The organism is Phenylobacterium sp. (assembly GCF_019636135.1).
In the GTDB taxonomy this organism is placed as follows: domain Bacteria; phylum Pseudomonadota; class Alphaproteobacteria; order Caulobacterales; family Caulobacteraceae; genus Phenylobacterium.
This window is the reverse complement of sequence record NZ_JAHBYD010000005.1, coordinates 46,147-66,863: the sequence shown is the minus strand read 5'-3', so window position 1 is coordinate 66,863 and position 20,717 is coordinate 46,147. Positions and strand designations below refer to the sequence as shown.

Annotated in this window: 21 protein-coding genes; 10 read left to right on the top strand and 11 right to left on the bottom strand. The window is 69.6% G+C overall.

The features are described 5' to 3' along the window. Window positions 1-38 precede the first annotated feature (38 nt). The 8 genes from KF737_RS04995 to KF737_RS04960 all read right to left on the bottom strand — a co-directional run bounded on the left by KF737_RS04995 (window position 39) and on the right by KF737_RS04960 (window position 8,147). Complete coding sequence (locus KF737_RS04995; protein WP_296450964.1) at window positions 39-257, bottom strand: hypothetical protein; 219 nt, start codon at window positions 255-257, stop codon at window positions 39-41. Between the two features lie 62 nt (window positions 258-319). Then, window positions 320-2,461 carry a ParB/RepB/Spo0J family partition protein gene (locus KF737_RS04990; protein ID WP_296450962.1) on the bottom strand — a complete coding sequence of 714 codons (2,142 nt, stop codon included), beginning with the start codon at window positions 2,459-2,461 and terminating at the stop codon, window positions 320-322. Between the two features lie 129 nt (window positions 2,462-2,590). Further along, window positions 2,591-3,148, bottom strand: coding sequence for a DUF305 domain-containing protein (locus KF737_RS04985; protein WP_296450961.1), 558 nt, complete (start codon window positions 3,146-3,148; stop codon window positions 2,591-2,593). A gap of 129 nt (window positions 3,149-3,277) precedes the next feature. Then, window positions 3,278-4,471: a DUF932 domain-containing protein gene (locus KF737_RS04980; RefSeq protein WP_296450959.1), complete on the bottom strand. Its 1,194-nt coding sequence runs from the start codon at window positions 4,469-4,471 to the stop codon at window positions 3,278-3,280. 204 nt (window positions 4,472-4,675) lie between these two features. Further along, the gene (locus tag KF737_RS04975; RefSeq protein WP_296450957.1) at window positions 4,676-5,275 is read right to left on the bottom strand and encodes a PIN domain-containing protein; all 600 of its coding nucleotides are present in this window, start codon (window positions 5,273-5,275) and stop codon (window positions 4,676-4,678) included. Continuing rightward, window positions 5,265-5,711, bottom strand: a complete 447-nt coding sequence (locus KF737_RS04970; RefSeq protein WP_296450955.1) for a DNA-binding protein — start codon at window positions 5,709-5,711, stop codon at window positions 5,265-5,267. The genes KF737_RS04975 and KF737_RS04970 overlap by 11 nt, the downstream gene beginning before the upstream one ends. A gap of 73 nt (window positions 5,712-5,784) precedes the next feature. Further along, on the bottom strand, window positions 5,785-7,146 hold the full coding sequence (locus KF737_RS04965; protein WP_296450953.1) for a site-specific integrase: 1,362 nt from the start codon (window positions 7,144-7,146) through the stop codon (window positions 5,785-5,787). A 266-nt stretch (window positions 7,147-7,412) separates the two neighbouring features. Next, complete coding sequence (locus KF737_RS04960) at window positions 7,413-8,147, bottom strand: alpha/beta hydrolase (protein WP_296450951.1); 735 nt, start codon at window positions 8,145-8,147, stop codon at window positions 7,413-7,415. A gap of 169 nt (window positions 8,148-8,316) precedes the next feature. On the opposite strand from KF737_RS04960, the gene KF737_RS04955 reads away from it, so the two are divergent. The 6 genes from KF737_RS04955 to KF737_RS04930 all read left to right on the top strand — a co-directional run bounded on the left by KF737_RS04955 (window position 8,317) and on the right by KF737_RS04930 (window position 14,705). Further along, on the top strand, window positions 8,317-10,578 hold the full coding sequence (locus KF737_RS04955) for a hypothetical protein (RefSeq protein ID WP_296450949.1): 2,262 nt from the start codon (window positions 8,317-8,319) through the stop codon (window positions 10,576-10,578). Window positions 10,579-10,659: 81 nt separating this feature from the next. Then, window positions 10,660-11,067 carry an FdtA/QdtA family cupin domain-containing protein gene (locus tag KF737_RS04950; RefSeq protein ID WP_296450947.1) on the top strand — a complete coding sequence of 136 codons (408 nt, stop codon included), beginning with the start codon at window positions 10,660-10,662 and terminating at the stop codon, window positions 11,065-11,067. After that, the gene (locus KF737_RS04945; protein WP_296450945.1) at window positions 11,064-12,191 is read left to right on the top strand and encodes a DegT/DnrJ/EryC1/StrS aminotransferase family protein; all 1,128 of its coding nucleotides are present in this window, start codon (window positions 11,064-11,066) and stop codon (window positions 12,189-12,191) included. Before KF737_RS04950 ends, KF737_RS04945 begins: the two co-directional genes overlap by 4 nt. After that, complete coding sequence (locus KF737_RS04940) at window positions 12,191-12,970, top strand: sulfotransferase (protein ID WP_296450943.1); 780 nt, start codon at window positions 12,191-12,193, stop codon at window positions 12,968-12,970. The genes KF737_RS04945 and KF737_RS04940 overlap by 1 nt, the downstream gene beginning before the upstream one ends. Beyond that, on the top strand, window positions 12,967-13,731 hold the full coding sequence (locus KF737_RS04935; protein ID WP_296450940.1) for a methyltransferase domain-containing protein: 765 nt from the start codon (window positions 12,967-12,969) through the stop codon (window positions 13,729-13,731). Before KF737_RS04940 ends, KF737_RS04935 begins: the two co-directional genes overlap by 4 nt. Next, entirely contained in the window at window positions 13,728-14,705 is a 978-nt protein-coding gene (locus tag KF737_RS04930; RefSeq protein WP_296450938.1) for a GNAT family N-acetyltransferase, read from the top strand. Before KF737_RS04935 ends, KF737_RS04930 begins: the two co-directional genes overlap by 4 nt. Window positions 14,706-14,711: 6 nt before the next feature. Here the strand turns inward: KF737_RS04930 and KF737_RS04925 are convergent, their stop codons facing one another. Beyond that, complete coding sequence (locus tag KF737_RS04925) at window positions 14,712-16,010, bottom strand: glycosyltransferase (RefSeq protein WP_296450936.1); 1,299 nt, start codon at window positions 16,008-16,010, stop codon at window positions 14,712-14,714. A 154-nt stretch (window positions 16,011-16,164) separates the two neighbouring features. Here KF737_RS04925 and KF737_RS04920 point away from each other — a divergent pair, with 154 nt between their 5' ends. From KF737_RS04920 to KF737_RS04905, 4 genes are all read left to right on the top strand, one after another. Next, complete coding sequence (locus KF737_RS04920; RefSeq protein WP_296450934.1) at window positions 16,165-16,857, top strand: TorF family putative porin; 693 nt, start codon at window positions 16,165-16,167, stop codon at window positions 16,855-16,857. Between the two features lie 62 nt (window positions 16,858-16,919). Beyond that, window positions 16,920-17,627: a HupE/UreJ family protein gene (locus KF737_RS04915; RefSeq protein WP_296450933.1), complete on the top strand. Its 708-nt coding sequence runs from the start codon at window positions 16,920-16,922 to the stop codon at window positions 17,625-17,627. Continuing rightward, entirely contained in the window at window positions 17,624-18,310 is a 687-nt protein-coding gene (locus tag KF737_RS04910) for a hypothetical protein (RefSeq protein WP_296450931.1), read from the top strand. Before KF737_RS04915 ends, KF737_RS04910 begins: the two co-directional genes overlap by 4 nt. Before the next feature lie 35 nt (window positions 18,311-18,345). After that, window positions 18,346-18,810 carry a hypothetical protein gene (locus KF737_RS04905; RefSeq protein WP_296450929.1) on the top strand — a complete coding sequence of 155 codons (465 nt, stop codon included), beginning with the start codon at window positions 18,346-18,348 and terminating at the stop codon, window positions 18,808-18,810. A 3-nt stretch (window positions 18,811-18,813) separates the two neighbouring features. Here KF737_RS04905 and KF737_RS04900 read toward each other — a convergent pair whose 3' ends face one another. Together KF737_RS04900 and KF737_RS04895 are read right to left on the bottom strand one after the other, a co-directional pair. Beyond that, the gene (locus tag KF737_RS04900; protein WP_296450927.1) at window positions 18,814-20,160 is read right to left on the bottom strand and encodes an MFS transporter; all 1,347 of its coding nucleotides are present in this window, start codon (window positions 20,158-20,160) and stop codon (window positions 18,814-18,816) included. Further along, window positions 20,157-20,699 (bottom strand): hypothetical protein, encoded by a 543-nt coding sequence (locus tag KF737_RS04895; protein ID WP_296450925.1) that lies wholly within the window; start codon window positions 20,697-20,699, stop codon window positions 20,157-20,159. Before KF737_RS04895 ends, KF737_RS04900 begins: the two co-directional genes overlap by 4 nt. Window positions 20,700-20,717: the final 18 nt, after the last annotated feature.

Here is a 20,717-nt window from a genome sequence, read left to right as displayed (position 1 = left end):
ATGGCCGGGCTCGATGAGAGGGAAATGGGGACGAGGTGTCAGTAGCCGAACTGCCAGGACGGCCAGGGCTGGCCATCATCGGCGGCCGTTACGGCGTCGGACAGATAGGCCGGATCGCCCTCGACCACGGCGGGGTTCCGGACCGGCGTTTCGTCGATCACGGTGACGCGGCAAACGAGGCCGTCCTCGACTTCGACATGCACGGGCACGAGGTACTGGAAGACGACGCGCCGGGGCGCCGGGACGGATTGCGTCATGGCGATGCTCCTTGTGAAAGAGGCAGAGAGGCGGAGCGACCGGGGCCGCCCCGCCAGTGCAGTCACTCGGCGGCGATGGCGTGGACTTCATCGTCCTCGCCTTCCACCGGATCATCTTCCTCGTCGCCTTCGGCGAGGAACGCCGGCAGGTCGGCTCCGTCCTCCTCGCCACCCGCATCGACATCGGGCGTTTCCGCCTCGGCCTCTGCGGCCAGACGCAGCGGCTCCGGCAGCCAGCCGCTGTCGGCCAGCAACCGCTCGGCCTCCTTCGCCATGTCGCCCTTCTTCAGATGGTCGATGAGCTGGGCGGCCTGTTCACCCGCGCCCTCGCGCACCGCTTCGAGGATGCGCGGTTTGGTGACCCGGCCGAGATAGTTATCGACCGTGGGACGCCAGCCGACTTCGACCATGTCGAGGCCCATCGCGTGCGCCAGCCGGTCGGCCTGGGCGAGCCGCATGTCCAGCGTGTGCTGCGAGACGCCGTTGCTGCCATAGGGGTTCGGCTTCTCATAGAGGGCGTTGACGCCGTAGCTGACGCAATGGGCGAGCAGCGCCATGCGGCTGGCGTCGTCGAGCCCGGCCAGCCAATCCCACAGCGCCTGGTCATCGGCGGGAATGTCGCCGGCCCACGCCTGGTCGCGCTCCTGCACCGCGCGGGCCGACGGGCTGTCCTTCAACCCCTCGGCCTGAACGGGGAAGAAGATGTGGTTGACGCTCGCCTCCAGCGCACCCTTGTACATGCGGTGCTGGAAGGTGTCCGACACCAGCTTGTGCAGCAGCGCCGTCATGGCGACATGCGGATGCTCGGCCAGCGCGTTGCGCAGCGCCAGCGTGCGATGGGCCGTCAGCTCGGTGAGGAGACGATCGGGCAGCGGCTTGATCGCCTCGTCCTCCTCGTCCTCGCTGTCGGCCGGCTCACCGCCGATGGTGATGACGGCGCGCTGCACCCGAGGCTCGGCCGCATCATGTACCGCATCGCCAGTCTCGCCATCTTCGCCACCTTCCGCCGGCTCGGGCGCTTCATCCTCGGGCCGGACATAGCCGCGCTCCAGCACGAGACGCCCGTCATGACCGACGCTGACGAAAACGCCGGCGCGGGCGATGTCGGCGGGCTCGAAGCGGACGGGACGTTCCTCGAAGGCCGCAAGCGCGGTCTCGATTTCGCCCAGGCGCTGATCGATCTCGTCCGGCAGTTCGTCCGCACCCTCGTATTCGGCCTCGAGCTTCTGATATTCGGCTTCAAGCGCCTCGATCGTCGCCTGTTCGTCGGCGGTCAGGTCGACCGAGACGCCTTCCAGCGGCCGCAGGCCGTGGGTCGCGCCGTAGGGGAAGCTGACGGCGACCTCGATCCACTTCCAGCCTTCGGCCGCGATGGTTTCCGCCTCGGCCTTCAGCTTCTCGGCCACCAGCCGGTCGAGCAGGGCTGCATCCTGCAGCCAGCCGCCGTCGTCGGATTGGAACAGATCGCGGGCGATGATGCCGCCGGCCCCCTCATAGGCGTCGAGGCCGACAAAGACGGCCCGCTTGTCGGTGGCGCGGACCGTGGTCTCGGTCAGCATGCGGCGGATCTGATACGGCTCCTTCGACCAGGTCTCCTTGATCGCGTCCCAGACCTGCTGCTGGCGATCATGGTCGTCGGAGACGGTGAAGGCCATGAGCTGCTCCAGCGTCATGCCGTCCTCGGCATAGATGTCGAGCAGCGCCGGCGAGACGGAAGCGAGCCGCAGCCGCTGCTTGACCACCTGGGCCGAGACAAAGAACGCGGCGGCGATCTCCTCCTCGGTCATGCCCTTGGTGCGCATGTCCTGAAAGGCCCGGAACTGGTCGAGCGGGTGGAGCGGGGCGCGCTCGATATTCTCGGCCAGCGAAACTTCCTCGGCGAGGATCGCGCCATCGCGTTCGCGCACCACGCAAGGCACGGGCGCGATCTTGGCCAGGCGCTTCTGCTTGACCAGCATTTCCAGGGCCCGAAAGCGGCGACCGCCGGCGGGCACCTCGAACATGCCGGTCTCGACGCCTTCGGCGTCCACGACCGGAAACACGCTGATGCTCTGGATCAGGCCGCGACGGGCGATCGAGGCCGCCAGGTCCTCGATCGAGACGCCGGCTTTCACACGCCGGACGTTGGACTGGCTGAGCACCAGCTTGTTGAAGGGGATGTCGCGCGAGGACGACAGGGTGATCTTCTGAACGGCAGTAGCCATCGGGATTTACTCCGCGACGGGCGGCCGAGAGCCTCTCTCTCGACCTCCAACCCGTCACGGAAAATCCCGTCCCCCCTCTTCCTCTCTCCGGCGGCCGAACGAGGAGCTGCCGCGAGATCGAGGGGGACCTCAGCGGATCGGCGCGAGCGTATTGACGCCAGCGGATTGGTCCGTTTCGGGCGGCGGTGGCGGGACGCCGCGATCCCGGTAGGAAGGCAGAGCCGGCGCACTGGCCGGCGTCGGATGAGCTTCCAACCTGGCTATGTGACGCTTCATCTCAGCGATCTCGCGCACCTGAGCATCGATTATTCTGTCTGCCAGCTTCCGCACCTCCGGATCGCGGATATGCGCCCGCTCGCTGGTCATGATCGCAATCGAATGGTGTGGAATCATCGCCTTCATATAGCTTACGTCGTCGACGGTCTCCTGGCTGCGCACCAGCCAGAGGGCCCCGGCGAAGACAACAACTGCCCCAGCGAGGATGGCGATGTTGAAGCTGCGGTTCTTGTACATACTCCACATGAAGCCGAGCATGATGACCGCCATTACAGCGCCCATGACAAATGCCATCCAAATGCGGGTCTGACTGAACAGAACGTGGTCGAGGGCGTAAGTGTTCAGATACATGAGCCCGAACATCACCGCCGTAGAAGTCGCGATCATTGCGGCGAAGCGAGCGTAGCTCATGGATCGTCTCCCTGACGAAGATAACTCACTCGGCAGGCAGTAGTTTCTCGTTTACCGGGAACCCATGCTCGATCAGGAAACGGGTAAAACCGGAGATGCGGAAAGCCTGCATCTCCGGCTCCACGGGGATTAGGCAGCCCGATCAAGCAATTTCTTGGCCTTTCCCTCCATATCCAGGCGCGCGTCCTGATGCGGCTTGTCGCGCGCGACGGCGGTGATGCCCTGGACGAAATCGAAGATGGTCTCGGGCGGACGGCCTTCCTCGGCCAGCACCGTGTCGATAATTTTGCCGCTCTCGGCCTTGGAGAAGCCGCGCCGGCGCAGGAAGTCGGTGCGGTCCTCGTCGGTCCTGGCGACGATCCGCTCGCGCGCGGCCTTGATGCCGTTGACGAAGGGCATGGGCGAGGAATTGGCGAAGTTCAGCAACGCCGGCGCCGCCTCATGGGCGAAGCGGTTGGCGGCATATTTGCTGTGACGGATGGTTATTTCCTCGAAATCCTCGACGCCCCACAGATTCCTGTTTTGGCAGACCGCGCGCAGATAGAAGCTGGCCATGCCGAGCGTCTTGGCGCCGACTTCCGAGTTCCAACAATAGAAGCCGCGGAAGTAGAGATCGGGCGATCCGTCCGGCAGGCGGCCGGCCTCGATGGGATTGAGATCGTCGACGAGGAAGAGGAAGACGTCGCGGTCCGAAGCATAGAGCGTTGTCGTGTCCTTCGTGATGTCGACACGGGGATTGTATATCCCGGTCGACCAGTCGAGGACGCCTGGCACCTTCCAACGCGTGTCGCCGGTGCCATTGCCGGCGATGCGCTGCACGGCCTCGACCAGTTCGTGGTCGAAGATGCGACCATAGTCCGGTCCGGTGACGGCGCGCAGTTCGATACGACCGTCGTCGGTCTCGAACGTCTTGATCTGTTCGGCCCGGTTCGAGGTCAGGCCGTATTGCAGGTTGATGCCGGCGAGCGCGGTGGGAAGCTGGCGCAGATAGGCAGCCGGTGCGCCGACCAGGCTGGCGAGCTGCCCGAAGGACCAGTGTGTTGGAACGACCGGCGCCTCCGCGCCGGGGAGCATCAGCGCCAGCCGCTCCGGGTCGTTGCGGTTGGCCTCGACATGGATCAGCGCGCTTTCGACGACGCGGGTCCGGCTGCGATCGGCGCGCGCGCGCGCAGACCGGGCCAGCTCGGACAGCGACAGGTAGCGCTCATCGGCGGGGCGGGAGAACCATTCGGAGGAGACGCGGCCAACGCGTTGGCCGCGGGTGACATCGACCTTGTAGCCGCCGCTGGGAGTCTGGCGGGCGTCGAGAAGCTGCATGTTCATGGGACAGGACTCCATGACGGGCGCGGGAGCCTCTCTCCCGACCTTTTCCCGTCACGGAAACCCGGTCCGCTCTCTCACTCTGGGGGCGTTGCGGGGATCTCCCCGCTCGAAGGGGTCGGCCGAGACGTTAGGCTCGGTCGCAGGGGAAGGCTTTCCCCTCCCGGATGATGTCGTAATGCAAATTCTGCGCACGCAGGCTCTACGTTAGGGACGTGATATCGGCTTGCCGCTCAGGCGTGTCTTTTGGCGTCGAAGGATGGACGCGAAATCGACGAGGCCCTGGGCTTCGATCGTGCTTATGAACTCTTCGACGGATGGGGCTGTGCGCCGAAGATTTTGTCGCGCCCGACCGACGCTGTCGATCAGCGCTTCCGGCTGAGTTTTGTGCAGACCGGAGAGGAAAGCATCCGGTGCCACAGCCTGTGTCCCATGCGCGGCTATATGCGAGGCAGGAAAGTCTTTCAGGTTCCAGGTCACGATCATCCCGGCGCCGCCTGCGATTGCCGCTGCGAGAACATGCCTGTCATCAGGGTCTGGCAGTGAGAGGCTCGATATCAACGCCTTGTGCGTAACGACATCGGCATCTGGCAGAACCGCCTTCATCTTGTCGCGCGTGATCTCAAGCCTTGCGAGGGGTATGTTCGGGGAGTTGGCGGCCAGATTGCGCATCCATTCAGCATGGATGTCGTCCGTCCAGCGCGCTTCAACCAGGCCGTCGAAGGCGCACTGGATCAGCAGATTCCGCAGGTGGAAGGGATAGAGGACGCAGGCATCAAAGACCGCGACGGGCGGTCTATAGGCCATGGTTCGCGATGAGGTCCTCTGTATCCTCGGCCAGCGCATCCATCGCCTTTTGTCGGGTGTCCAACTTGTCCTTCAGCGCGAGAACATCCCCCAGCGATGCCCGGCGATGCTTTCCGACGTAACGGAACGGAAGTTCGCCGATGTCCATCCGGTGAACGACGAGCGGACGGGAAATGCCGAGGATCGCCGATGCGTCGGTTGGACTTAGCTCCTGATCTTCAGTGAGCATGGCTACTCTCTTGCCGCTGAGCAGGCGGGTCAAAAGGGTCTCGACCGCGCTGACGGCTGCGGGCGGGAGCGACAGGGTCTGTTCTTTCCCGTCGCGACGACGGACATGCAGCTCGACGTGATCGCCCTCCGCCAGCTCCGGCAGGGGCGACACCTTTTTGCGGTCGCGGTCCGATAGACCGGCGAACTGGACGACTTGGCTGGCCATAATCGTATCTCCTAGCCAGCCAATATAAGGCGAATCGCCTCTAACTGCAATAACTGAAACCTTGAGCGGACGATCAGGCCGCAAGGAGCTGCTCCGCATCTGAGATTGTATCCTGATCCGAAGCCGCTGCTTTCTGCAAAAACCGTGCAAGCGCGGTCTTCCGCGAGTCTCGATCGAGGGCATAAGCGGTCTGTTTGAACTCGATTCCATCGAGAAGCCCTTGAATGTAACCGGAGATGGTGTCGGCGGCCATGATCAGAGCGGTGTCGAGCGTGTGGATATAGTTGCTCGTGACCGATCCCTTCGCGTGGCCGACTAGCGCTGCAATTGTGACCTCGGTGAACCCGAGATCGTTTGCGATGCTGGCGAAGCTGTGTCGAAGAACGTGCGGCGTGATGTCGGCGAGCGGCGTCTCCTCGAATATCTGCGCCCAATGGTTCGGGAAGCTACCGAACGCATTGTCGTCACCCTGACCGGGAAAGACATGGGTGCCGGTCTTTGTTTTCCGTCGGTTCTCAAGATACTCTACCACAGGCAGACCAATCGGCCGGATCGAGCTGCCCTCCTTGCTGTCGATCAGCCGAAGGCAACTTGAATCCGTATCGGCCTCCGTCCAAGCCAGGGTGACCATTTCGGTTCGGCGGCATCCGGTCAGTGCAAGCTGGCGGATAATGTCGACCGACATCTCATACTTCTCGTTCTCGGCGGCCTTGGTCAGGATTTCGCCAAGGATGCGATACTCCGCCTCGGTCAGACGCCGCGCTCGCACATTGTCCTTCGGGCGCCTGACTCCGTGCGCCGGATTGACGTCAATGACGCCGGCCTCGACGGCGTAGGTGAGAATACCGCCAAGGAGCCCAATGGTCCGTGTGGCGGTGCCGGCCCCGCCACGCACGATGGCGCGACCGCGCGGCTTCTTCGTCTTGACGCTACAGCGGGTCTTGCCCGCCATAATATCTTTCAGGGCCTTCGTGATGTCGGCCTTCACGAGATCCTTGACCCTGCGGGTTCCGAGTAGGGGTACGATGTGGCGCTCGATGCGGCCCGTGTCGGAGAGGATGGTGCTCGCCTTCTTCGGGCGACCACCCTTACCCAGGATCAGGCCACCCTTGAGATCGGCCACATAGAGGTCGCAGAGTTCCTTGACCGTGAGCGCCTTGTTGTCGAGTTGCTTCTCCTCGGCCGGGTCTTCCCCCTGCGCGACGCGGCCTAGTTGAACCTTCGCCTCCTGGCGCGCCCGCTCCGGTGTCCAGACACCATGCAGGCCGATCGTGAAACGGCGCGATCGCTTGCCGAGACGGTACTGAATGACGTAGCTGCGTTTGCCCGACGTGAATACGCGGAGGCCGAAGCCGGGGAGTTCGTCGTCCCAGATGACGTAATCTTTCGTGCGGCTTTCCGCGGCGTCGACGACCCTTTTTGTGAGCTTAGCCATGAGATTCCTCCGAGCCGTCCGCATCCGCTCGCGTAAGCACCGCGTAAGCACGCGGGCGAAAACTGTGGCGGGAAGAAGAGTAGCCTCGGCGGGACGTGGAATCAAATACTTTAGCGATTTCAGGGAGATAGGCGGTCATCGGCGGTTCCTGGCGGTTATTGGCGGAACCAGCGATAATCCCTCCGAAGGCAAAGGTCACACGTTCGAATCGTGTCGGGTGCGCCAGCGCATTGGTGGTTTGCCCGACGGGCGGCCCGCGGGGCGGCTCAGGCGGGCGCGCCGGCGCCGGTCCGCAGGATGGCGTCGCGGATCGCCAGGAGCATGGGGCGCGGCGTCAGCTTCGGCACGTTGTGGCCGGCGCCCTCGCACTCGACCAGCTCGACCAGGGGATGGGACCGCAGGAGCCGCCGGCTCTCCTCGTCGACGAAGCTGGGGGTGACCCGGGTCGGGCGCTCGGGGAGCAGCGGCTCGGACCCGACCAGGACGGTGGTGGGGCGCGAGATCCGGTCGACCAGGCCCGAATAGTCCCGCGGCTCGTGCCCGTCGCGCGAGACGCCCAGGACGTTCCACAGGAAGGTCTCGGAGCCGGCGGGCGCCTTGGCCGGATAGGCGCGCAGCGGCCATGCGTCGCCCGTCCGCAACGGCGGCTCGACCGCGACGGTCCCGACGATCCCGGGCGTCGCGAGCGCGAGCGCGACGAGCGCGCCCACCGACGTCCCGACGACCACGGCGGGGCGATCGCCGAGGCGGTCCGACAGGGCCTGCGAGTAGGCCGCGCCGAACACCCCGACCGAAGTCGAGACCAGCGGCGGACAGTGGTTGCCGGGCAGGTGCGTCCGCCACAGGTCCACGTGGGGGAAACGCGTCTGGAGGAGGTGCAGGTAGGTCGGATGCGCGAAGGCGCCGGCGACCGCGAAGAGCACGGGGCGGCCGGTGTCGCGGCCCCACATGTGGACCGGGCCGAACGCCGTCTCGGCCTCGTACCGCGCCTCCGCTTCCATGGCCCTGCCTACCGCGCGCCGGGCGGCCGAGGAAGCCCGCGCCGGCCGCGCCGCGCCAATGCAGCCCGCCGCACGGCTCGCAGAGGCGCTGCGCCTTGCTCATCCGGGAACTGTGACAGTAAGCGTCGCACGTGAAGCGGAGCGGCGTCGCCGAGCAGGATACCGTTGAATGAGCCCTGACACCCTGGTCCGACGCGACGTGGCGACGTCGCTGGGAACGGCGCCGATCTGGCACGTCCCCGGCGCCTTCGCGGCGCGTCGTCCCGTCGTCCTCGTCGTCGCGGATGCGTTCGCCTCTCGTGGTTACCTGAGCCGGCTGCCCGGTGTCCTCGAACGTCACGCCGACACGGCGTTCATGCACCTGCCCGGCGACCACGCGCCCCGGCTGGGCGGCAATTCGGTGCAGGATTTCGCGCAGGCGCTCGACGAGGTGCTCGACGCGACGTTTCCCGACCGCCCGGTCATCCTGCTGGGGGCGGGCGTGGGGGCGCTCGTCGCGCTCGCCGCGACGTCGGGCCGGGTGCGCCACGTCGTGGCCATCGAGCCGCTGCTGTCGATGCGCAACCTCTGGCCGCTGCTGCCGGGCCTTCAGGAGCGTCTGCGCCTTCGGCCCGACGACGGCGACCTCGAGGCGATGCTGGCGTCGGTCTTCGGCGTCGGGCGGGACGCCGTCGAGGCGCGCACCTACCACCATCTCTTCCGCAACCTGCACGCCCCGGTCGACGTGCTGCTGGGCTCCGAACCGCTGCATCCCCAGCGGACGGTCGAGCGCTGCCCCAGCCTGGTCGACGAGAACGACAGGGCGTTCCTGACCCGGCAGCCCGGCGTGGACTTCCACGTCGTTCCCGACAGCGGCCACGCCCTCGCCCTCCAGCGCGGCGGGTTCGTGATCGAAATCCTGACGCGGGCGTGCGCCCGCGTGGTCCGCCAGCAGGACGAGGACGGCGTGCGCGGCGCGCTCCTCGGGCGGGTCCCGCTGGATACCGGGAGTGTCTGCTATCTCGGCGACGAGCCGGAGGCGGTTCGCCAGGCCTGGCGTCGCCGGTCCGCGTCCCCGTTCTGGACGGCCGAATCGAAGAGGCCCGCGACCACGCTCCTCGCGGACGACGTGGGCCGGATCGTGGCGGATCCGGGCCTGCTGGATCTCATCGCGCCGGGCGGCCTGCTCGTGACCATCCTCCGGCAGGGCCGGGGCGTTGCGCCGGCCGAAGCCGTCGCGGCGCTCGGGCGCGCCGGGATCGCGATCGAGCGCGCGCAGGCGCTGACCCCTGAAGGCGACACGTTCAACGACCTCGCCCACGACCTCTCGGCCGCGCTGCGCGCCGGGGGGCCGACGGCGGCGGCGCTGGGGGGCGACCTCGTGATCGTCGGCCGCCGGGCCGGCGCTTCGGCGCCCAGGCCGCTTCACGTGCGGATCGCCACCTACGCGACGCGGCTCATGGACATCCGGACCCGCCTGCCCGCGTTGGGGCTCCGATCCGACCCGGGCCTTGTCGTGACCTTGCAGAAGCCCTTCGGCCTGGCTCCGCTGCCGATCGACGAACCGAAGATCCAGGTCCTCCAGCGCCCGCCGCTGGCGCCCCCCGAGATGTGGTGCGGCGTGGCGGCCCAGCACATCCGGAAGGGCTGGCTCATGGTGCTGGAATTCGACGACCATCCGGAGCTCGTGGCGCGCGCCAAGGCGCGGGAGATCGGACCGCACCTGTGGACGATGTTCAGCTATGTCCACGCCGTGCAGACCTCGACGCCAGGCCTCGCCGAGGTCTTCGGCGCGTACAACCCGGACGTCCAGGTGTTCCCGAACGCCGTCTTCGACCTGCCGGCGTTCCAGGAGCGCCGCGCGCGACGCATCTTCTACGGAGGCCTGTTGCGCGGGCCCTTCGCCGTCGAGGTCGCGAAGTCGCTGGCGCCGGTCGCCGAAGCCTTTCCCGACGCGGAGTTCGTGGTCGTCGGCGACCCGGACGTCTTTGCCGCCCTCCCGACGGCGCGGAAGGAGTTCCACGACGTCCTGCCGTACGACGACTACCTCGATCTCATGGGGACCTGCTCGATCTCCCTTTCGCCGGTGGACCCCAGCCCGCTGTGGGCCACCAAGAGCGACGCGAAGTTCATCGACGCCGCGGCCGGGAGCCTCGTGACGATCGGCTCCCCCATCGTCTACGCCGACACCGTGCGGCACGGCGAGACCGGCTTCCTCGCCGACGGCCTGTCCGACTGGGCGCCGTTGCTGGCCGCGCTGCTCGCGGATGAGCCACGCCGCGCCCGCGTCGCGCGCGCGGCGTGGGAATACGTTCGCGATCACCGCCTGTTCGCCCACCAGCTCGGCGGGCGCCGCGACTGGTACCGTGGGCTGTGGGCGCGGCGCGAGGACCTCGACGTGGCCCTCCTCGCCCGCCACCCCGACGTCGCGTCGAGGCTGGGACGCCGCTAGGCGATGGGTCCGCGCCCGTGCCCGACCTTGTCACCCCTGCGGCCCTCAGGTTAGAGCAGGCCGCGCGCCCCACGGAGACCCATGCCCGAGGCACTGGCCAAGTTCATCGACCTGCCGGTGATCGAGGATCCGCGCGGGAACCTGTGCGTGATCGAATCGGGACAGCATGCGCCGTTCGAGGTGAAGCGCGTCTACTATCTCTACGACGTGCCGAGCCAGTCGACCCGGGCGGGACACGCCCACCTCGCCCTGCACCAGTTGCTGATCGCCGTGTCGGGCAGTTTCGACGTGAGCCTGCACGACGGGTCGCGCGCCGAGCGGGTCACGCTCAACCGCCCGAACCGCGGCCTGCACGTCGGCCCGATGATGTGGCGCGACATCGACAACTTCTCGTCCGGCGCCGTGTGCCTGGTGCTGGCTTCGGCCCACTACGACGAGGCGGACTACATCCGGGAGTTCGACCGCTTTCTCGCCGCGGCGCGGGGATGAGGTTCTACGACCTGGACCTGAGCGACGCGGACCTGAGGGCCCGTCTGGACGCCGCGTACGCCCGCGTGATGGACAGTGGCTGGGTGGTGCTGGGGCCGGAACTCGAAGCGTTCGAAGCCGAGTTCGCGGCCTACTGCGGCGCGGACTTCGCCGTCGGCGTGGGCAACGGCCTGGATGCGCTGGCGCTCACCCTGCGTGCGGCGGATATCGGCGCGGGCTGCGAGGTCGTCGTCCCGGCGCACACGTTCGCCGCCACCTGGCTGGCCGTCGAGATGGCCGGGGCGCGGCCCGTTCCGGTCGAGGTGGATCCCGTCACCTATACGATGGGCGCAGACGCGGTGACCGCCGCCCTGACCCCGCGGACCGCGGCGATCCTGCCGGTCTCGCTCTATGGCCATCCCGTCGATATGGACCCGCTGCGGCGGCTGGCCGACGAGCGCGGCCTGTTTCTCCTCGAAGACGCCGCCCAGAGCCACGGCGCGCTCTACCGGGGCCGCCGGACCGGCGGCCTGGCGCACGCGACGGCGTTCAGCTTCTATCCGACCAAGAACCTGGGCGCGCTCGGCGACGGCGGGGCCGTGGTCACCTCCGATGCGGCCCTGGCCGAACGCCTGCGGATGCTTCGGAACTACGGCTCGCGCCGCAAGTACGCGCACGAGACCGCCGGCGTGAACTCCCGCCTCGACGAACTGCAGGCCGCGTTCCTGCGCGAGCGCCTGAAGGACCTGGACGGGGCGAACGGAAAGCGGCGCCGGCTCGCGGCGCTCTACGACCAGGCGCTGTCGCCGGCCCCGGGCCTGATCCGGCCCGCCGAGGCGCCCTGGGCCCGGCATGCCTGGCACCTCTACGTCGTGCGCAGCGGCCGGCGCGACGCGCTCCAGGCGGCTCTTGCGGACGCCGGGATCGAGACCTTGATCCACTATCCGATCGCCTGTCACCGGCAGCCGGCGTTCGCGCACCTGGGACACCGCGAGGGCGATTTCCCCCTGGCCGAGCGCCTCGCCGACGAGGTCCTGTCCCTGCCGCTCTGGCCCGGGATGCCCGAGGGCGACGTGGCCGTGGTGGCGGACCGCATCGTGCAGGTGCTGGGCGCTCACGACGCCCTGGCGGAGGGTGCGCCCTGATGGCCGACGGCGCGGACAGCATCATCTTCGTCGGCGGGGCCCCGCGATCCGGCACCACCGTCGCGCACGCCCTGATCTGCACCGGCGACGACGTCAGCGCGTACGCGCCCGAGATCAGCTTCTTCCGCGGGTTCATGAGCGCCTTCCGCAACGGCCGCGCGGCCTGGGACCAGCACACGAGCGCCTACTTCCGCGACCGGGACGACTTCCGCGACCTGATCCGCGAGACCAGCGACCTGGCGCTCCGCCGCATCTGGACGGCGCTGGGGGGCCGTTCCATCCTCGCGGTCAAGGACCCGCACCTGACGCCGTTCTTCCCGGACCTGAACCTTCTCTATCCCGACAAGGCCCGGTTCGTGACGGTCTGCCGCCACCCGTACGACGTGGTCCGTTCGCGGCAGGAGGTGCATGACAAGTCGGGTCTGGGGCGGCCGTTCACCGTCGGCGACGCGTCGGCGGTCGCCAGGGAGTACGTGAGCTACTACCAGGCCGTGCTGCGCCACGGGTTCGGGGGCCGTCACTTCATGTTCCGCTACGAGGATCTCAACTCGGACGGCCTGCGCGCCAGGCTGGCGGCCTTCGCCGGCCTGCAAGGGTTCGACACGTCGCGGATGTGGGGCGCCTCGGCCGACAAGGTCGACGACGACGCGTGGGGCTCGCCGAAGTACAATCGCGCCATCGACCTCACGTCGCGCCTGTCGCCGCTCGCGCCGGAGTTCCGGGAGGGTGTGGCCGCCATTTGCGCCCCGATCATGCAGCGAATGGGCTACCAGCCGTGAGCGATCCCCGGGACGCTTCCGGCGCGAGGGACCTGGCCGCCTACGAGGCCGACTACGGCGCGCACGCCTTCGAGGTGATCCAGGCGCGGCTGAGGAAGCGGATCATTCTCGAACTGATGGAGCGGACACGCCCGGCGCGCATCCTCGAAGTGGGCTGCGGTTCGGACACCCTGGCCAACCACTGGACGATCGCGAGCGCCTTCACCGTCGTCGAACCCGCGCCGGGTTTCGCCGAGACGGCCCGTCGGGACACGGCGAACGTCGCCGGCGTCGAGGTGATCGAGGGGTTCCTGCAGGACGCGGCCCCTCGTCTCGCCGGGCGGTCCTTCGACCTGATCGTGCTGAGCGGCCTCCTCCAGGAGGTGTCGGATCCGGGTGGGCTCCTGCAGCAGGTGCATGGCCTGTGTGGCGACGCCACGACGGTGCATGTCAATGTCCCGAACGCGCTCTCGATGCACCGCCTGCTCGGCGTCGAGATGGGCGCCCTGACGGCGCCCGAGGCGCTGTCGGAGACGCAGCAGCGGTTCCAGCAGTTCCGGACCTACACGCCGGAGACGCTGCAGGACGAGATCGGGAAGGCCGGCTTCTCGGTCTCCGAGGCCGGCAGCTACTTCATCAAGCCCTTCACCCACGCCCAGATGGACGAGTTGCGTCGCGCCGGCTTCCTGACGGAGACGATGCTGGAGGGGCTCTGGGGCCTGGCCCGTCATATGCCGGCCCACGGCTCGGAGATCTTCGTCAACGCCCGGCGCGCGCGATGACGGCGGACCGCCTGCGGCTCGAAGCCCATACGCCGGACTTCGCGCCGCGCTGGGACGCCTTCGTGCGCGCCAGCAAGAACGGCGCGCTCCTCTTCGAACGCGGGTTCATGGACTACCACGCCGACCGGTTCGAGGACGCCTCCCTGGTCGCGTTCCAGGGGCCGGGGCGCGACAACCCCGTCGCGCTCCTGCCCGCCTGCCGACTTCGCGCGGACGGGGAAGACCAGGTGGTGAGCCACGCGGGCCTGACATTCGGCGGCTGGATCACTGACGGCCGGATGACGGCGGCCTGGATGCTGCGGCTGTTCGAGATGCTTCGCGAAAGGCTCGCGGACGAGGGCGTCTCGCGCCTGCGCTACAAGGCGGCGCCGTCCTGCTACCACCGCGAGCCGGCGGAGGAGGATCTCTACGCCCTCTTCCGGTGCGGGGCGCGGCTGGTGCGCTCGGACCTCGGCTCGGTCGTCGATCTCGGCCGGCCGGCCAACTGGAGCAAGAGCAAGCGGCAGGGGCTGACCAAGGCGCGCGCGGCCGGCGTGACGGTGGCCCGGAGCGGCGACCTCGCCGCGTTCCACGCCCTCCTCGCCGAGGTCCTGGCGCGGCATGGGGCGCAGCCGACGCACAGCGTGGCCGAGCTGCGGCTGCTCGCCGGCCGGTTTCCGGACCGGATCGCGCTGTTCGCGGCGCATGCGCCGGACGCGACGCCGCTGGCCTACGTCCTCGTCTTCGACAGCGGCGAGACGGTGCATACCCAGTACATGGCGAGCAACGCGGAAGGCCGGACCTGCGGGGCGCTGGACGCGATCGTCGCCCACCTGCAGCACGTGGCCTACGCCGACCGGCGCCGGCTCAGCTTCGGCATCTCCACCGAGGACGGCGGCCGGCGCCTCAACGAGGGCCTGGCGGCGCAGAAGGAGATGTTCGGCGCCCGCGCCGTCGTCTTCCCCTGCTACGAGCTCGAGATCCCGCCCCGCTGAGGGCGCTCAGTCGGGAAGCGTGCCCACGTCCTCCAGCGGCAGGAGCGCCTTGCCCGCGATGTAGTCGTCGAAGCGGCCGAGCTGGGCTTCGACGCTGGCCAGCGCGGCCGGGCTGCGGGCGCTCCGGGAAAGCTCGTCGAGGCGGGCGAGCAGCGGCGGCAGCTCCTCGGGCGCGGACACGGCGGTGAACTGCGGCAGGGGCCAACGGTCGGGGACGAGCGGCGGCGCGTCGGGGTCGTGCGCCACGATCGTGGGCAGGCCCGCCGCCATGGCCTCCAGGTTCGCCCGGCCGCCGGAGGTCGGGTAGCTGCCCAGGAACACGTCCACGCCGCGGGCGGCCAGCTCCGCCATCAGGTTGGGGACCACGCCGGCGTAGACGTAGCGCGCCGGGTCGATCCCCGCCTCGGCCAGGGCGGTGGAGACCTCGGCCCGGAAGGCGTCGTCGACGGGGCCGATATGGATCAGCTCGGAGTCCGGCGCCTGCAGCGCGGCCCTGACGTAGTCGACCCAGCGATAGCGCCCGGGCTGGCGATACTTGATGAGGCTGCCGCAGGTGGCGATCCGCAGCCGCCCATCCCGCGCCGGCGCGACGGGCGCTGCAGGCCGCTGGACCGCCATGGCGGCATAGGTCGGGGCGAGCCCGGCCTCCAGGCAGGCCATGTGGATCGGGTAGTTGAGGTCCACGTGCCGTGAGAACGGCAGGGTCGCCCCGAGGGCCGGCAGATGGTCCGCGTGGTGGATGAACTCGGTCACCGAGCGGAAGGCCCAGGCGCCCGTCACCGCCACGATGTCCATGTGGTTGCAGAGCAGCAGGATCCGGCTCGGGCGCATCGCCGACAGGATGGCGTGCAGCTCGATGATCTTCTCGATGAGGGTCTGCGCGTTCAGGAGGACCAGGGCGCGGCGCGGGAAGCGCGACGTCGCGCGGTCCTCGTTGATCTGCTGCCGGTACTTGAGCTGGCGATAGAGGTCGGTGAACGCGATGGTGACGCGTTCAGCGCCGAGCTTCGCGCAGATGTCGGCGGCGACCTTGCTGTGCCCGCCGGTGTCGTAGAAGCGGGTCGCCAGCACGCAGACGTCGGCGTTCGAGGGTTCGAGCTCGATCGTCGGCAGGCGCAGCTTGCCGAGCAGGGTCGGTATGACCGCGTCCAGCCCCTTGCAGTACACCTGCCGGCCGTAGATCCCGGGTGCGAGGAAACTGGGAACGAGCCGCGTGACCTCCTGCAGCGCCGCCTCAAGCTCGTCGAACGTCCGGGCCGACGCCAGGCGCCGCTCGAGGTCCGGGTTCTGGTAGGCGAATCGCATGGTCCTGGCGGGGGCGACGGGTTGCATCCGGTGGGCGCCGGGCGGATAGCACGCCGCCCCGGGCCGGCCTAGCTGGCGCGACCCGCTCGCGGTTAGGGCTCGTTAGGCAAGGCGGCCTATCGTGGGGCGCCCGTCACCCGGAAGGCCCCGCCCGATGCCCGTGCCCCCGCTCTCCGCGCCGCTCGCCGCGCTTCTCCTGGTTCTCGCCGCCTCGCCGGCGCTGGCGCAGGAGAAGCCGTCGGTCGCCTTCAACGCGGGCGCGGCCAGCGACTACGTCTTCCGGGGCGTCTCGCAGACGGACAGGGACCCGCAGGTCTATGCCGGGGCCGACGTGTCGCTGGGCGCCGGCTACGCCGGGGTCTGGGTCTCCAACGTCGACTTCGGCAACGGCACAGACGCCGAGTTCGACCTCTACGCCGGCGTCCAGCCGCAGGTCGGCGCGGTCACGCTTGACCTCGGCGTCCTCTACTACGGCTACGTCGACCAGCCGGCCGGCAGCCACGAGGACTACTGGGAATTCAAGGCGACGGGCTCGATGCCGCTCGGCCCCGCGACCCTGGGGGCCGGCGTGTTCTGGTCGCCGGAGAATTTCGGCAAGACCGGCGACGCCGTCTACTACGAGGCCAACGCCGCGGTGACGATCCCGCAGACCAGGGTCTCGGTCTCGGCGGCGCTGGGCCGACAGGAGGTCCGGGGCCCCGACGACTACACGACCTGGAACGTCGGCGTGGGCTATGCGCTGACCGACAACGTCAGCCTCGACCTACGCTACCACGACACCGACGCCCACGAGTTGGGCAAGCTCTACGACAGCAGCATCGTCGGCGGGATCAAGCTGACGTTCTAGAGCGGCGATCTGACCGCCCGGCGGCTCTCGCCGATCGCCCCGAACCCCGGTATGCCGGCGCCATGGGGAAGGGCGTCTCACGGGCCGCGGCGATCGCGTCGGCGCTGACGGTTCTGGCGTGGGCGGGCGCCGCCTCGGCGCACAACATCGGCGGGACCGATGCGGCCTTCGTGGCCGCCACGCGGGGGCCGGATCCGATCCCCTTCGCCTACCTCGGCGCCAAGCACATGGTGACCGGCTACGACCACCTGCTGTTCCTGGTGGGGGTGATCTTCTTCCTGTTCCGGCTGAGGGAGATCGCGCTCTACGTCAGCCTGTTCTCGCTGGGCCATTCGATCACCCTGCTGGCCGGCGTCTTCTTCGGCCTGAAGGTCGAGCCCCACCTGGTGGACGCCGTGATCGGCCTGTCGGTGGCCTACAAGGCCTTCGACAACCTGGGCGGCTTCCGCACCCTGTTCGGGGGCCAGCCCGACACGCGCGCCGCGGTCTTCGGCTTCGGCCTGATCCACGGCTTCGGCCTGGCCACCAAGCTGCAGGCGCTGCACCTCAACCCCGACGGCCTGCTGGTGAACCTGGTGTCGTTCAACATCGGCGTGGAGATCGGCCAGGTGCTGGCGCTGTCGCTGATCCTGATCGCCATGACCCTCTGGCGGCGGACGGCGGCGTTCGGGCGGACGGCCACGGCGGCCAACGTGCTCCTGATGCTGGCGGGCTTCGTCCTCGCCGGCCAGCAGGTGGCGGGCTACATCTTCGGCGGAGCGGTTTCATGAGCGACCAGGCGCCCCTCTCCCGCGGCAGGCTGCTGCTCGCCACCGGCGGGACGCTGGGCCTGGCCGCCCTGATCGTGCTGGGCGCGGTGCTGCCGGCCGAGTTCAACCGCGACCCGCTGGGCGTCGGCAGGCTCTCGGGGCTGTCGCGGCTCTGGGCGCCCGACGACGTGAAGGTCGACGTGGGCAGGGCCGATGCGGCGCGGGCCCGCGAGTACGCCACGCCGTTCCGCACCGACGTCGTCGAGATCCCGCTGGGCGGTTTCCTGGACGGCGTCGAGACGTCCGAGCTCGAGTACAAGGTGAGGATGGCGAAGGACGCCACCCTCATCTACGCCTGGGAAGTGGTGGGCGCCGCCGACCCGCGCGACTTCCACTTCGACCAGCACGGCCACACCACGCCCGCCCCCGGCCAGCCGATGCAGGTCGCCACCTACAGGCAGGCGTTCGGGCTGAAGCAGCAGGGGGCGCTGACCGCGCCCTTCGACGGCATCCAGGGCTGGCAGTTCTCCAACTCGGCGGAGAAGCCCGTGGTGGTCCGCCTCCGGCTCGCCGGCTTCTACGAGCTGATCCCCGGCGGCCAGCCGGGCAACGAGGCCGGGATCGTCGCGAACGTGCCGGCGGCCCAGGCGCGGCCCGAGATGGCGCGGCCCGAGATGGCCCGGCCTGCAACACCCTCGCCATAATCTGTGGGCCTCCTGCCGGCGACAGGAGTTCCCCCATGCGTACAGCCGCCCTGGCCCTCGCCGCCCTGATCGCCACCCCCGCGCTCGCCGAGGAGGCGCAGGCGACCGCCCCGCAGGCGGGAGTCGCCGACCAGATCGCCGAATACCTCCGCACCTCGCCCGCCGCCCGGATCGACGACGACGGCGTCCAGGGCGTCACCCCCCGCGACGACCGCCAGGTCCACGGCGAGGTCGCCGTCGGCATCGGCACGGGCGGCTACCGCAGCCTCTACATGCGCAGTGACATGCCGATCGGCGAGAGCGGCCGCCTCAGCATCGCCTTCAGCGACACGAAGAACGCCCGCTGGGGCGACCGCTTCGAGGGCCACCGCAGCGTCGGCGCCGACCTGCGCTTCGGCGTCCGCGACGCCCAGCGCTGCGACCTCGAGCAGATGACGCCGCGTCCCCTCGACGCCACCTTCGACGGTCCCGCCGGCCGCTGCGCGCGGCCTCTGCCCTAGCCGCTAGGCCAGGATCCGGAACAGGCTGACGAGCCCGGCCGCGAGGGCGAAGGCCGCCGCCGCCATCAGCGCGATCTGCGGCGCGGCCACGGGCGCCGCGAGGCTGAAGAGCAGCGCCGTCCCCACCGAACCCACGGTCTGGCCGGTGACGCGCGCCGTCCCCTGCATGCCGCCCGCCGCGCCGCTGCGCCCGGCCGGCGCGGAGAGAAGCAGGTTGCGGTTGTTGGGCGACTGGAAAAGGCCGAACCCGATCCCGGCCAGCGCCAGGAAGGGGACGAGCCGCGCCGGCCCGATCTCCGGCGGCCCTGCGCCCGCGCCGGCCAGGCCCGCGGACAGCAGGGCGCCCCCGAGGGCGCAGAGCCAAGCCGTCGGCAGGCGGTCGGACAGCCTTCCGGCGGCGACGGCGGCGATGGCGACGCTCAGCGGCCAGACCGTGATCAGGAGGCCGGCCTCCAGCGGGCTGCGGCCGAAGCCGTGCTGCAGCAGGAAGGGCAGCGCCAGAAGGCCCGCCGACTGAGCTGCGAAGCAGCAGACCGAGGCGACGACCGAGAGCCGGAACGGCTCGGATCGCAGGAGGTCCAGCGGGACCAGCGGCTCGGCCTTCGGCGCCTCTCGCCGCATGAGCAGCGTCAGGCCGCCGGCGCCGCCGGCCAGCAGCGCCACCGCCATGCGGGGCGCCGTGAGCGCCGACTCGGCGGCGAGGACCAGCGCGCCTAACGCCGCCGCGTTCAGGCCCATGCTGATGGCGTCGGGCGCCGTCGCCGAAGGCGGGCTGGACGGCAGCGCCCGCGACGCGGCGAGGGTCGCCGCCGCCAGCGGCAGGTTGACCGCGAACAGGGCGGGCCAGTCGGCGACCGACAGGATCGCCGCACCGAGGCTGGGGGCGGCGGCCGAGGCCAGCGCGACCGTCAGCGCGTTCCAGCCGATGGCGGCGCCCAGACGTCCCGCCGGGACCGACAGCCGCAGGAGCGCGACGCCCAGGGCCATGATCGCCGCGCCGCCCAGGCCCTGGAGGAGCCGTGCGGCGACCAGCCACGGCAGCGACGGGGCGAGCGCGCACAGCGCGGACGCCCCGGCGAAGACGCCCACCCCGAGCGCGAACACGCGCCGGCGCCCGAACCGTTCGCCCAGCGCGCCCGCCGGCAACAGCGCCATGACGAGGCCCGCCTGATAGGCGGTGACCACGAGCATGGCCCGATCGGGCGCCGCGCCCAGCGCGTCGCCCAGGGCGGGCAGCGCCACGTTGGCGACGCCGGCGTCCAGCACCACCAGCGTCATGGCCGACAGGACGGCGAAGATCGCGACGGCGCGCTGGCCCGCGCCCGAACCCCCGATCGCAGCCGCGGTCATCGGCCGCTCGCCCAGCCGTCTTCCGGCGCCGCGTAGCGGGCGACCCGGCTTTCGACGCGGTCCTCGTGCTTCAGGTCGCGCTCGGTGAAGCGGAACAGGAGCGCCGTCTCGCTCAGGCAGCGCGTGTCGTGGATGTCGCCCGGCAGGTACGCCAGCGCCTGGCCGGCCCGCGCCACGACGCTGTCGCGCTGGACCAGGCGAACCCCGCCGTCGGGCGCCGCGATCCGGGCGAAGGTGCGCATCTCCACCTCGCCGCGCTGCACCGCATAAACCACCCAGGCGCGGCCGTGATCGTGCGGCGGCCGGTAGAGCCCGGCCTGCTCGGTGTGGGCGAGCAGGACGAAGCCCCTTTCCGCGTCGCGGTGAAGCTCTTCCGCTGCGGGCTGTCCGGTGAGGAGCGCGGCCAGCCATGGCTCGGACGAGGGCGCGCGGGCGAGCCGTTCCGACGCCCGGCGACAGGTTCCGACGAGGTCGCTCGTCAGCGGGCCCCAGGCGTCGCGGATGGCCGCGATGAACGTGTCGAGAGTGCTGGCGGGCATGGCGGGCTCCTTCGCAAG